12 protein-coding genes are annotated in these 13,304 nt (G+C 54.3%); 7 read left to right on the top strand and 5 right to left on the bottom strand.

The features are described from left to right. Positions 1-186 precede the first annotated feature (186 nt). From ET34_RS22090 to ET34_RS0116905, 4 genes are all read left to right on the top strand, one after another. Entirely contained in the window at positions 187-444 is a 258-nt protein-coding gene (locus ET34_RS22090; RefSeq protein ID WP_072002055.1) for a PAAR domain-containing protein, read from the top strand. Positions 445-617: 173 nt separating this feature from the next. Then, complete coding sequence (locus ET34_RS0116915; protein ID WP_160165455.1) at positions 618-1,277, top strand: TagK domain-containing protein; 660 nt, start codon at positions 618-620, stop codon at positions 1,275-1,277. A 38-nt stretch (positions 1,278-1,315) separates the two neighbouring features. Continuing rightward, entirely contained in the window at positions 1,316-1,801 is a 486-nt protein-coding gene (gene tssE / locus ET34_RS0116910) for a type VI secretion system baseplate subunit TssE (RefSeq protein WP_031524023.1), read from the top strand. A gap of 680 nt (positions 1,802-2,481) precedes the next feature. Continuing rightward, positions 2,482-3,165, top strand: coding sequence for an oligogalacturonate-specific porin KdgM family protein (locus ET34_RS0116905; protein WP_031524021.1), 684 nt, complete (start codon positions 2,482-2,484; stop codon positions 3,163-3,165). Positions 3,166-3,306: 141 nt separating this feature from the next. Here the strand turns inward: ET34_RS0116905 and ET34_RS0116900 are convergent, their stop codons facing one another. Next, positions 3,307-4,482, bottom strand: a complete 1,176-nt coding sequence (locus ET34_RS0116900; RefSeq protein ID WP_031524019.1) for an oligogalacturonate lyase family protein — start codon at positions 4,480-4,482, stop codon at positions 3,307-3,309. Between the two features lie 471 nt (positions 4,483-4,953). On the opposite strand from ET34_RS0116900, the gene kduI reads away from it, so the two are divergent. The 3 genes from kduI (at position 4,954) to araE (ending at position 8,339) form a co-directional block, all read left to right on the top strand. Next, complete coding sequence (kduI, locus tag ET34_RS0116895; protein ID WP_031524018.1) at positions 4,954-5,790, top strand: 5-dehydro-4-deoxy-D-glucuronate isomerase; 837 nt, start codon at positions 4,954-4,956, stop codon at positions 5,788-5,790. A gap of 57 nt (positions 5,791-5,847) precedes the next feature. Then, a complete protein-coding gene (kduD, locus tag ET34_RS0116890) occupies positions 5,848-6,609 on the top strand; it encodes a 2-dehydro-3-deoxy-D-gluconate 5-dehydrogenase KduD (RefSeq protein WP_031524016.1) in 762 nt (253 codons plus the stop codon). Between the two features lie 311 nt (positions 6,610-6,920). Next, entirely contained in the window at positions 6,921-8,339 is a 1,419-nt protein-coding gene (araE, locus tag ET34_RS0116885; RefSeq protein ID WP_031524015.1) for an arabinose-proton symporter AraE, read from the top strand. Positions 8,340-8,408: 69 nt separating this feature from the next. Here the strand turns inward: araE and ET34_RS0116880 are convergent, their stop codons facing one another. The 4 genes from ET34_RS0116880 to ET34_RS0116865 are packed head-to-tail and all read right to left on the bottom strand — an operon-like array spanning position 8,409 to position 12,645. Then, positions 8,409-9,698 carry an ABC transporter substrate-binding protein gene (locus ET34_RS0116880; protein ID WP_031524013.1) on the bottom strand — a complete coding sequence of 430 codons (1,290 nt, stop codon included), beginning with the start codon at positions 9,696-9,698 and terminating at the stop codon, positions 8,409-8,411. Between the two features lie 15 nt (positions 9,699-9,713). Next, on the bottom strand, positions 9,714-10,841 hold the full coding sequence (locus ET34_RS0116875) for an ABC transporter ATP-binding protein (RefSeq protein WP_031524011.1): 1,128 nt from the start codon (positions 10,839-10,841) through the stop codon (positions 9,714-9,716). Between the two features lie 12 nt (positions 10,842-10,853). Next, positions 10,854-11,762 (bottom strand): carbohydrate ABC transporter permease, encoded by a 909-nt coding sequence (locus tag ET34_RS0116870; RefSeq protein ID WP_031524010.1) that lies wholly within the window; start codon positions 11,760-11,762, stop codon positions 10,854-10,856. Next, on the bottom strand, positions 11,755-12,645 hold the full coding sequence (locus tag ET34_RS0116865; RefSeq protein WP_024549389.1) for a carbohydrate ABC transporter permease: 891 nt from the start codon (positions 12,643-12,645) through the stop codon (positions 11,755-11,757). The genes ET34_RS0116870 and ET34_RS0116865 overlap by 8 nt, the downstream gene beginning before the upstream one ends. Positions 12,646-13,304 lie beyond the last annotated feature (659 nt).

Raw genomic sequence — 13,304 nt, 5'->3', positions numbered from 1 at the left:
GAAACGCCGACCGAAACGCCGACCGAAACGCCGACGGAAACGCCGACCGAAACGCCGACCGAGACGCCGACCGAGACGCCGACCGAAACGCCGACGGATACGCCGGAGCCGTAAATACCGCGATCGAGCCATGGCGGGGTTACGTACCCGCCATGATAGTAAAATCATATTCAGGACAATCACACTATGCAAAACGCCGCACGTCTAAGCGATGCCATCAACCACGGGGGATCCGTTACCAGCGGTTCCGGTGATGTTTTTATCAACAATATTTCTGCTGCGCGGGTCGGAGACAGCGTAAATTGTTCCCAGCACGGAGGTAGCTCAATTGCCGCCGGATCCGGCAGCGTTACCATAAATGGCGCTCCGGCAGCGCGTCTTGGCGATCCTGCCGGTTGCGGAGCCACGATCTCAAGTGGTTCCGGGGACGTGTTGATTGGGTAATCGTTATGGAGTTGAGGCTTATCTGGCCTGATACTCAGGCCGCTTTTCAGATTACAGAAGGGTTTACATCGGAGCACCCGGCCTGGTTCTGTCCCGAACGGGGACTTTTTTCCACGTCATGTCCCGAGAGCGAGGCCGAACGCATCCTGTTTTACTGGCTTTTTTCGCTGCCGGTGATCGTTAATCGTTCGCGGGATTATCTGTGCCGCGTTGGCACACATATTCTGGACTATGGTCAGTCTCGCCCGCTGTTACCGGGGCTGGAAATCCAGATCGGGCAATATCGTATGCAGGTGCAGCAGTATGCCGCATCGTCGCCTGCGGGTGATGCGCTGGCGAAGCGCGTATTTAGTAGCGCCATGCAGGAGGCCGTGTCGGAGATGCCGGAGGATCTTCTTCCTCATATCGGGCACTACATGGCATGGCGGGCGCAGCACATTGAGGGCGATGAGGATAACAATCCGCTTAACGCCCTGGCGAATGAGTATAAAAGCGTGGTGCTGTGGGGCGAGCAGGGCAGCCGTACGGGCGTAACGATGGCGCGCGAGATCTCGCCCATGGCACCTGAAAGCGGGCAGTTTCTGGCATTGCGCGAGCAGATGGAAAAGAAAACCGTGACGGATTGTATTCTTGATACCGCCGGTCTGATGACGCGCGTGTGTGAGGAGCTGGATCTCAGCATGCAGGGAGAGATCGTCCAGCCGGAGGCGCCAAAGCATGACATCCTGCTGCTGCTTGCGCCGCCCCATTTGCAGCGCAATAAACCTGCCTCTCATTTATCATCGCTGATGCTTAATGAATTCTACAAAGCCGGGCTGGACACGCTGCTATAAGAGGCGATACCAGTCCCCCGTACGATCAAGGAGGAAGTATGGGGCAAAAAATTAAATATTTACCTACCCTGCTCGACAGGCTGCTGGATGATGAACCAAAAAAACAGCAAGAAGCCTGGGACGCGTTTCATTTTAACAGCCGGACGATGCGCGCCATTGTGCAACGCGATCTGCTGGCAATGCTGAACAATACCAATATTGAAGACCAGCTGGATGAACATCGTCATCACGCCGTCGCCGAGTCAGTTATGAATTACGGCGTGGCGGCGATGACCGGTGGCTGGAGCCATGCTCAGTCATGGACGCGCATTGAAGCGACCATCAGGCGCGCCATTCTCCGTTTCGAGCCGCGCATCATTGCGCAGTCGCTGCTGGTACGGCCCGTACTGGATAAAGACAATCCGTCGCGCTACGGTGTGATTCTTTTCGAAATCAGGGGATTAATCCACTGGGAACCGCGACCCTTCGATCTCTGCTTTCAGGCCGCCTGGGACACTGAAACGCACGGCGCACGTGCTGTCTGATGGGCATTCATCCATCCGCATCAACATAACGCAATGTGATGTGCTTGCTTTCACTCAATTTGGATATTCATGAAAAGGGAAATTAATAATCGGCTCCCGGGAGCCGATTCCGATCGCAGAGTGAAGAGATAAAAGATGTGATGACCGTCGGGGCGGCGCGTATGCCCATCGGCTGCTTTCAGAGCAGGTACTCATTGCCGAAGCCGGACGGCTAGTAACAGGGGCTTCCCCACTTCCGTATTCGCGTGCGCGTTAGTTCCCTGCGGTCCGTAATAGCGGTAACCCTATAGTACCGATCCTCATCGCCTCCCTGTCAAATTGTCGCCGCTCGCCTTGTGCTGCCGTCCAAATAAGAGCGCTATATGATTGTCACTCTTGTTATTATTGTTTTGGAAATAAATAGACATATCTATGACGGTCTGACTTTTTTAAATAAATGAGTAAATACAATCAGTTAAAATAAATTATTCAGGCGGGGTTCATTTTTGGTTTCAAAAATGAAAGTGTGATCGTTATTTGGTTTCAGGAGCCCGCAAGCCATTTTTATTGACGCCAGTCACGCTGCCGTATGCCATTTTTTTTGAAACAGACAACTACGATCTCGATCACCAAAAGCGCAATAATAAAAAAATAAAATCACATTCCATAAAAACGAAACATTATTTCAATAGGGGAAAGGTATGTTTAAGAAAACATTAGCGCTGGCGGTATTATGTGGGTCGAGTTTCGCTGCTCAGGCGGTCACCGTTGATTTACGTCACGAGTATATTGACAGCGGTTCGAATGCTGACCGCGTTGCCGTTTCACACCGTTTTGATAACGGCGTAGGTTTTTCCGTTGAGGCAAAATGGAAATCAGGCGGTGATAAACAGGACCAGCCTTTCTCAGATGTGGTAGGTAACGGTCATGAAGATCAAATTAGCTGGCGCTGGAAGGCCACCGACAATATCGCGATTACGCCAGCGTTCACCATTGAAAGTACTGACAGCCGCACTATCTATAAACCGAATATCCATGCGCAGTACAGCTTTGATAACGGCTTCTACGTGGCGGCACGCTATCGTTATGAATATACACGTAATCCGAGCACACCGGACCGTGAGGATGATAAGGTTAACCGCGGTGATGCATGGGTTGGTTTTGCGCTGGGTGACTGGCGCACCGAGCTGAATTATGTGTATGCAAAAAGCACCGAAGGCACCATTCGTAATAATAACAAAGACTATTCCAACGAATATAATGCCAAGCTGGCATATAAAATTGATAAAAACTGGTCTCCGTATGTTGAAGTGGGTAACGTCGGGGTAAAAGAAACCGATGAGCGTCAGACGCGTTTCCGTCTCGGCGTCGCTTACTCCTTCTGATAAATAACCCTCCTTTCGGCCCCGTTTATTTAAGGGGCCGTTTTTATTTCCCGCCAGGGAATATTTTTGTTTCTGTAAGACAGCATAAAAAAAGGCCCTCCGCGAAGGAGGGCAAGGCCAGTTACAGAAAAACACACTCAGTTAAACGGTAATCATCTCCCGCTGTTCCGGTAATTTCGCAATATACAGTGCCGGCTTACCGTCTTTATCAGAGCTGTACAGGATGGCGGAATCATCCGGCGTGAACGACGGGTGCGGATGGGTGACCTGGCGGCTGTTGGCGAAGGTGGCCCAGGAGGTGTCGTGACGTGCCACGCGGAAATACGCTTTTTGTTTTACATCGAACACGTAGAGGTAAGGATCGTTTTCAATGCGGTAACCGCTGGTGTCTTTTACGTCAACCGGGGTGCCGGAACCGTCGCCAACCAGCAGCGTGCCGTCGAAGTTGCTCATCAGGTGCGAACAGGCCGGTATCGGCATAATTTCTTCATTAATAGCGGTTTCAGGATCGAAGCGGTAAACCGTGCGCCCTTGTTTGCCTTTCAGGTAGGAGACGTACACCAGCGCCGATCCGTTGGGCACCCAGAATTCGTGCGTGCAGCTTTCGCCCTCGGCGTGATCTTTTACCTTGCGTACGTTGCTGCCATCTTCATTCACCAGCCACATACGGGCGTCCACCAGATCGTGCGGCCCCTCGTGACAGAACGCCACGGTATTATCGTCAAACGGACGATAAATAGGATGACCAAGCCAGATGCGCTCATCGTGGATCACGGCACTTTCACCCGTCTGCAGATCGACGCGCAGCAGGCGACAGTGCGGCCCTTTGTGGAAGAACTCCTGGAAAATCTGCCAGTCGTTGAGCGGCACCCAGTCGCTTTTAGCAATTTCGATGCCGACCAGTTTGGTGCAGTCGCTGTTAGCTACCCAGGTGCCGTAGCCAACCCATTCATCGGGAACGCGGTAGATCTCGCGTTCCTCGAGCGTGGCCAGATCGACCTGCAGCAGGGAACGCTCGTTTTTCACATAGTAGAGCGACTTATCGTCCGGGGCCAGGAAGCCGCCAAAGGTGTTATCACCCGCGCCCTCGGTGAGCTGTATCGCGCTGGCATCGACCAGATCGAGTAGATAGTAGTTCCAGTGACCATCGAACTCGCCGGCGAACAGCAGGCGGCTGCCATCCTGGGTGAAGCACTTCTGATAGAAGTAGTTGCGGTGACAGGTTACTTCCGGTGGGGTTAAGCGGGTGACTTCTGCGCCGGTATCCGGGTCCCGGCTTACCTCATAATTAAGCTTAACCTTCATGCCTTTAGCCATCATGCACTCCTTTATTGCCGTCCCCGGCGCGTCGAATATGATTGGTTTGAAAACTAGGTATTAATTTATCAAAACAACGTTTCAAGGTGTGTGATTGCTCACGCACTTTACCAGGCTCGCGCCGATTTTATTTGCCAGGCTTATGAATAACGCCGTGACGCGGGTGCGGCATCACGCCGCCGGGTTAATGAAAAAGGGGTAGCAATACGATCCAGATCAACTCAGGAGTGTTTATATTTAACCAATTGATTATTAATAATTTTTTTCGGCTAGGATTTTCGTGCGCCTGGGCCATTCGTGATCGCAATTCCAATTCTATTAATTCTTTCGCAAAAAAGTGAAACAACGTTTTAGTTATAATTGAAAACACGTTTTAACCGGGATAAGATGACCGTAGTTAAGAAACGGAACAGCGTTTTGCTGTTACATCCACGGGCAAATCGCACCCACCTAATTCCCCAGGAGGTTATTGTGGAAGTCAGACAAAGTATCCACAGCGCACATGCCAAAACCCTCGATACTCAGGGTCTGCGTGACGAATTTTTGGTAGAGAAAGTGTTCGTCGCTGACGAATACACCATGGTGTACAGCCACATCGACCGCATCATCGTTGGCGGCGTGATGCCGGTTGCGAAAACCGTATCCGTCGGCGGTGAAGTCGGTAAGCAACTGGGCGTGACCTATTTCCTTGAGCGCCGCGAACTGGGCGTTATCAACATCGGCGGTCCGGGCACCATCACCGTGGACGGTCAGTGCTACGAGATCGGCCATCGCGACGCGCTGTACGTCGGTAAAGGTGCGAAAGAAGTGGTATTCGCCAGTGTTGATGCCTCTCAGCCCGCGAAGTACTACTACAACTGCGCCCCGGCACACACCACGTATCCGACGAAGAAAGTGACGCCGTCTGAAGTGTCGCCGGTGACGCTGGGCGATCCGCTCACCAGCAACCGCCGCACCATCAATAAATACTTCGTGCCGGACGTGCTGGAAACCTGCCAGCTCAGCATGGGTCTCACCGAGCTGGAGCCGGGCAACCTGTGGAACACCATGCCGTGCCATACCCACGAGCGCCGCATGGAAGTCTACTTCTACTTCAACATGGACGAAGACGCGTGCGTGTTCCACATGATGGGGCAGCCGCAGGAGACGCGTCATATCGTTATGCACAACGAGCAGGCGGTGATTTCACCGAGCTGGTCGATTCACTCAGGCGTGGGTACCCGCGCTTACACCTTCATCTGGGGCATGGTTGGTGAAAACCAGGTCTTTGATGACATGGACCACGTCGCTGTTAAAGATCTGCGCTAGTCGCGGACAGCATGAACTTATGCCTGTCCGGGACAGGCCTGACATAAAGGAAATCACATGATTCTGGATTCATTCTCTCTTCAGGGTAAAGTTGCCATCGTTACCGGCTGTGACACTGGCTTAGGCCAGGGTATGGCAGTAGGTCTGGCTCAGGCGGGCTGCGACATCGTCGGTATCAACATCGTTGAGCCGACCGATACCATTGAACAGGTTACCGCGCTGGGTCGCCGTTTCCTGAGCCTGACCGCCGACCTGCGTCAGATTGATGCCATTCCTTCTCTGATCGAACGCGCCGTTGCCGAATTCGGTCACGTTGACGTGCTGGTGAATAACGCGGGTCTGATCCGTCGCGAAGACGCGATTAACTTTAGCGAAAAAGACTGGGATGACGTGATGAACCTGAACATCAAGAGCGTGTTCTTTATGTCCCAGGCCGTGGCGAAGCAGTTTATCGCCCAGGGTAACGGCGGCAAGATCGTCAACATCGCCTCCATGCTCTCCTTCCAGGGCGGCATTCGCGTACCGTCTTACACCGCGTCGAAAAGCGCAGTGATGGGCGTGACCCGTCTGCTGGCGAACGAGTGGGCGAAACACAACATCAACGTGAACGCCATCGCGCCGGGCTACATGGCGACCAACAACACCCAGCAGCTGCGCGCCGACGAGCAGCGCAGCGCGGAAATCCTCGACCGTATCCCGGCGGGTCGCTGGGGTCTGCCGAGCGATCTGATGGGCCCGGTGGTGTTCCTGGCTTCCAGTGCGTCCGACTACATCAACGGTTACACCGTTGCCGTGGACGGCGGCTGGCTGGCACGTTAATCAACGCCAGTTATGGAAGAACCCTGCTACGGCAGGGTTTTTTTTGACTAAAAACCAGTCAAGTCCATATCAATGCCAGCGAAATATCCATACTTAAATCGACCCGCACTTCGAGTTTCCGTTTTAAATCGATAGTTATTAGCCAGTTGTGATTTGAACTTGAGAATAATCTAAAATTATAAAGCGAAATGTCCATCACAGAACCATAACCCGTAGCAATTAAATCCATATCTTCGCGTAATACCGCCTGACACCTCTGTGCATTGTTCTCCTAACTTCAGATAACGACTTTCTCTGTTCAGGCAAGGAACATGACCACTATCAGCAATCACTCAACTACCATGCCGCGTGCGCTGCAGGATTCACGCCGCATGAATCTGTTTGTTTCCGTCTCCGCCGCCGTGGCGGGTCTGCTGTTCGGGCTTGATATCGGGGTGATCGCCGGGGCGCTGCCGTTTATCACCGATCACTTCGCATTAAGCAACCGCCTGCAGGAGTGGGTGGTGAGCAGCATGATGCTCGGCGCGGCCATCGGCGCGCTGTGCAACGGCTGGCTGTCGTTCCGCCTCGGGCGCAAATACAGCCTGATGGTGGGCGCGATTCTGTTTGTCGCCGGCTCCATCGGCTCGGCCTTTGCCACCAGCGTGGAGATCCTGCTGGTCTCGCGTATCGTGCTCGGCGTGGCAGTGGGTATCGCCTCCTACACCGCGCCGCTCTATCTGTCGGAAATGGCCAGTGAAAACGTGCGCGGCAAAATGATCAGCATGTATCAGCTGATGGTGACGCTCGGCATCGTGGTGGCGTTTCTTTCGGATACCGCATTCAGCTATTCGGGCAACTGGCGGGCAATGCTGGGCGTGCTGGCGCTGCCGGCGGTGATCCTTATCGTGCTGGTGATTTTCCTGCCCAACAGCCCGCGCTGGCTGGCAGAGAAAGGGCGTCATGTGGAAGCGGAAGAGGTGCTGCGCATGCTGCGCGATACCTCGGAAAAAGCGCGGGAAGAGCTGAATGAGATCCGCGAGAGCCTGAAACTGAAGCAGGGCGGCTGGAAATTATTCAAAGCCAACCGCAACGTGCGCCGGGCGGTGTTTCTCGGCATGCTGCTGCAGGCGATGCAGCAGTTCACCGGCATGAACATCATCATGTACTACGCGCCGCGCATCTTTAAGATGGCGGGTTTTACCACCACCGAACAGCAGATGATCGCCACGCTGGTAGTGGGCCTGACCTTCATGTTCGCCACCTTTATCGCCATCTTTATGGTGGATAAAGCCGGACGCAAACCGGCACTGAAAATTGGCTTCAGCGTGATGGCGCTGGGTACGCTGGTGCTCGGTTACTGCCTGATGCAGTTCGATAACGGCACCGCCTCAAGCGGGCTGTCCTGGCTGTCGGTCGGCATGACCATGATGTGCATCGCCGGATACGCCATGAGCGCTGCGCCGGTGGTGTGGATCCTCTGCTCGGAGATCCAGCCATTGAAGTGCCGCGACTTCGGTATTACCTGCTCGACCACCACCAACTGGGTATCGAACATGATTATCGGTGCCACCTTCCTGACGCTGCTGGATGCTATCGGCGCAGCGGGCACCTTCTGGCTCTATACCGCCCTGAACATCGCCTTCGTGGGCGTCACCTTCTGGCTGGTGCCGGAAACCAAAAACGTCACTCTGGAGCATATTGAGCGCAACCTGATGAAGGGCAAAAAGCTGCGCGATATCGGGGTGTAAGGCGGCCAGTTGCCGCTAAAAAAAAGCCCTGCCGTTATCCGGCAGGGCAGGGTAAGACCGCAGTAACGCTTAGCGCATCGCGCGTTTCAGAATGCGCTCCGCCTGACGCTGGAATTCGGCAGCCGTCTCTTCCACGGATTTCTGACCGTAGTCGATGTACTGAATCGCGGTGCCGAACTGAGACACGATCTGCGGATCGTCGAAGTACGGCGAAACCGACAGGGTCGTTGGCAGCGACTGGGCCAGTTTCAGCCCGGCAACCGCCGGATCTTCATCTTTGATCACGCCGTCCTGGGTCAGCTGCGCCACCGCCTGTTTGCTCAGCGGTACGCCGCGCTCCAGGCCCAGCGTCGCCACGCCCTCTTTGCTGTTCAGCAGGAAGTTGATCAGCTCCGCGGCCTGTTTCGGGTTTTTGGTGGACTTACCGATGGACAGCATCTGCGCCGGTTTGAAGAACAGGCCTGCGTCCTTCGCACCCGGCAGCATCGGATACGCGCCCAACTCCAGCTTCGCCGGCGGCTTCAGGTTGTCGGAGTATTTGGTAATGGTGGAGTTCCACATGTAGGTGCCGCCCCACTCCCCGGCAATCCACGGCTTCATCTCGTACATGTTGCTCTTACCAAACGAGGCATAGTATTTGGTGTCCGGCATCACGTGGCTGTCCACCAGCTTTTTGTACATGCCGAAGAACTCAACCCACTGCTCTTTGCTATAGGTGAATTTTTTGGTCTTCTCATCCACCGCCGGGATGTTGTATTTCTGCACCATGTACGAGTTCAGCAGCGCCAGCGTATCCTGGTGCTCCAGCACTACCGGGTAGTACTGTTTACCCAGCTTCGCTTCGAAGGCTTTCCCCGCCGCCATCAGCTCGTCCCAGGTTTTCGGGTACTCAACGCCCGCTTTGCTCCAGGTTTCGTTGTTGTAGTAGAACACGCGCGCCGTTACCGAGATCGGGATGCCGTTAAGCTTGCCGTCGATGGTGGTGGTCTGCAGCTCTTTCGGGTCGAACTGGCTGAGGTCAATGACGTCTTTCACCTGGTTCAGATCGTAGAAGCCATCGCCTTTTTTCGAGAAGATCGGCAGCCAGTTCCAGTTGGTCTGCATCACGTCCGGCTCGGTGCCGCCGGCAATCTGGGTGGTGAGGCGGGAGAGGTGCCCGTCCCAGCCGGTGTACTCCGCTTTCACGGTAATGTTCGGGTGCTGCTTGTGGAACTCCTCCAGCGCTTTCAGCGTCACCTGGTGACGGCCGTTGCCGCCCCACCAGGACATACGCAGCGTCACATCGTCAGCGGCATGGGAAGGAAAGGCACAGAGGGTAACGGCAGAGGCAATCGCTGTGCTAATCAGGACTTTTTTCATGGTACAGGACTCCTGTCAGAGGGAGATGTTCTGTTCTGTTTTTGCGTCAAAAAGATGACACTTATTCATATCGAACGTGAAATACACCTTACGATTCAGCCCCTTCTCAATCATCGGTTTGGCTTCATCGGAAGGAATGCGGCAGGTCAGCTCGAAGTCCGCCACCTTCAGGTAGACGAAGAACTCGTGACCCATATTCTCTACGCGCACCATCTCGCCGGTGACGTAGTCGCCCGCCAGCGGCTCATCAGACAGCACCACGAATTCCGGGCGCACGCCGAAGAAAATGTCCTGGCCCTGATAGCCGGCGGCTTTCTCCTGCAGGCGGTCGTTCAGCGCGAGGGTGTCATTTCCCACCGTAATGTGCAGACGGCCCGCTTTCTCAATCAGCTTGCTGGGTTTGATGTTCATTTCTGGCGCGCCGATAAAGCCCGCCACGAACATATTTTTCGGAAAGTGGTAGAGGTTGTCCGGGGTATCAACCTGCATGATGTGCCCGAGCTTCATTACGCAGATGCGGTCGCCCATGGTCATCGCTTCGGTTTGATCGTGGGTTACGTACACCGTGGTGGCTGGTTTGCCGGATCTTTTCAACTGCTTATGCAGATCGGAGATGCGGATACGCATAGAGGCGCGCAGCTTGGCATCAAGGTTAGAGAGCGGCTCATCGAACAGGAACACGTCCGGTTTCTTCACGATGGCGCGGCCCACGGCCACGCGCTGGGCCTGACCACCAGAGAGCTGGCGCGGAAGACGATCCATCAGCTCTTCCAGCTCCAGAATTTTCGCTGCCTCATCCACCTGTTGGTTGATCTGCTCCTTCGGCATTTTGCTGAGCTTCAGGCCGAACGCCAGATTCTCGCGCACCGTCATATGCGGATAGAGCGCGTAGTTCTGGAACACCATCGCGATACCGCGCGACTTGGGCGCCAGGTTGTTCACCAGCTTCTCGCCGATGCGCACTTCGCCGCCGCTGATGGTTTCCAGCCCGGCAAGCATACGCAGGGTGGTGGATTTGGCGCAGCCGGACGGGCCGACAATCACCATGAACTCACCGTCCGCAATGGTCAGGTCGATACCATGTACCGCTTTGAAGCCGTTGGAGTAGACTTTTTCCAGTTTGTTGAAAATCACTTCAGCCATGATATTCCCTCGTTAACCTTTGATTCCGCTGCTTGACACGCCCTGCACGAAGTAGCGCTGAGCCAGGAAGAACACAATGATGGATGGCAGGATGGAGATACTCGCCATCGCCAGAATTTCGTTCCACGGCGCCCCTTCGGTGACGTCGATGGACATTTTGAGCGCCAGCGCGATCGGGTATTTATCCACGCTGTAGACGTAGATCAGCGGTCCGATAAAGTCGTTCATCGACCACATGAACTGGAACAGCGCCACCGAGATAATCGCCGGCTTGAGGATTGGCACCACCACATACCACAGCACCTGGAACGAGTTGCAGCCGTCGATCTGCGCCGCTTCTTCCATGTCACGCGGCACGCCGCGCAGGAACTGGATCAGCATGAAAACAAAGAACCCTTGCGTGGCGAACGCCAGCGGCAGGTAGAGCGGCAGGTAGCTGTCCAGCATGCCCATTTCGCGGAACATCAGGTACTGCGGGATCAGCAGCACGGTGCTCGGCAGCAGCATGGTGGCGATAAGCGTGGTGAACCAGAACTTCTTCCACGGAATTTCGAAGCGGGCGAAGCCGTAGGCCACCACCGTGGAGGAGATGATGGTCAGCAGCACTTTCGGGATCACATACTTAAAGGTGTTCAGCATGTAGTGCCCGAAGTTGTACTCGGTCCCGGTCTTCCAGCCGTTGATAAACCCGTCCCAGGTGGCGTTTGACGGCCACAGCCCGAGGGTAGTGAAGATCTCATGGTTCGGTTTGAACGACGCCGAGAACATCCACGCCAGCGGGTAGAGCATCAGCAGGCCGACAAACAGCAGAATGATGTAGCGGAACCAGGCGCTGACTTTTTCGCGGCGCAGGGTGCGGGCCACTTCCACCTCGCCGGCCTGCATCCGTGCGGATAACTGACTCTGTTGAATATCAGCCATTTTTGCCTCCCTTATCGGCAGAGTAGAACACCCAGTACTTCGACGATTTGAAGGCAATCGAGGCGAAGAGCGCGACCACGAGGAACAGCACCCACGCCAGCGCTGCGCCGTAGCCCATATCAAAGTATTTAAACGCCGTGTCGTAGATGTAGAGCGAAAAAAGATAGGTGTAGTAGGTCGGGCCGCCGCCGGTGATCACGTACGGGCCGGTAAACTCCTGGAACGCCTGGGTGGTCTGCATAATGAAGTTGAAGAAGATAACCGGGGTGATCAGCGGCACGGTGACCTTCATGAACATCTGCCACTTCGACGCGCCGTCGATCATCGCGGCTTCATACTGCGACTGCGGCACGTTTTGCAGCGCGGCGAGGAAGATGACCATTGCCGAACCGAACTGCCAGACGCGCAGCAGGGTCACCGACATCAGCGCCAGCGACGGCTCACCCAGCCAGTTGATCGGGTCGAGGCCGAACACGCCAATAAAACTGTTCAGCAGGCCGTCGATGGCAAACAGCGCACGCCACAAAACGGCGATGGCCACGGAGCTACCGAGGATCGACGGAATGTAATAGGCGGTACGGAAAAAGCCGATGCCGCGCAGTTTGAAATTAAGAACAAACGCGATGCCCAGCGCAAATGCCAGCTTGAGCGGAATAGTAATAAACACGTAGGCGAATGTGACGCCCATCGATTTCCAGAACAGATCGTCCTCGGTCAGCATGTAACGGTAATTTTCAATACCGTTAAATACCGGTGGGTTCATCAGGTCATACTCGGTAAAGCTGAGGAAGAACGATGAGACAAAGGGGAAGGCGGTAAAGACTATCAGCCCAATTATATAGGGTGATATCCACGCCAGTCCCAGCAGCTTGTTTTCATTCATACATACCTACCTGGTATTCCAGAGTTAATAAAATCGTGGTCAAGAAAGTGAGTCGGTGCGTGCCACCTGAAACTGTCACATAACGCAACCAGTACCCGACGTAAGCTAAAGCGATACACAGGTATGCTGCTGTTATTAAATGTTTTTTAAACATGGTGATGCGGGCGCAGTCTGGTGGGAAGCATCGGTTTTAGAAATCTGATGAACCGCTGTTCCTGATTTGTAAAACGCCGTTTTAATTTATCTTATTGCGATTTGTTTCGGCGTCATTCTATTCATTTCAGAAATGTGATCAGGGTCGAAACGGCATTTCAATTAATTGAAGTGGACGTCAAAATCCGAATCTGAGGGTTGAGTTGGTGTAAAAGCCAATTTATTTGCGCACGCTCACAAAAAATAATTCAACGCTTAATCATTGCTGTTTTGCTGCGGCTTATGCGCAAGTAAATGTGACGGGATTAAAAAAACGAACGCAACGGTTCAGGTTCAATAATTACCGACGGCGCGACCGCCGTTATTTCACTGCCGGTTGAATAACCGGAGGGAGGGCTCTGGAACATAAACGCGGCACGTCAGCCAGTTTCAGAGGGCGGGTAAGCCTGCGCCCCGCCACGGCTGCGTTTCCAGAGGTGGGTGCTGATGCCGAAACAAAAAAGCCG

It is taken from the genome of Siccibacter colletis (assembly GCF_000696575.1).
In the GTDB taxonomy this organism is placed as follows: Bacteria; Pseudomonadota; Gammaproteobacteria; order Enterobacterales; family Enterobacteriaceae; genus Siccibacter; species Siccibacter colletis.
Note: the sequence above shows the minus strand (reverse complement) of the source record. Positions and strands in the feature narration are given on the sequence as shown.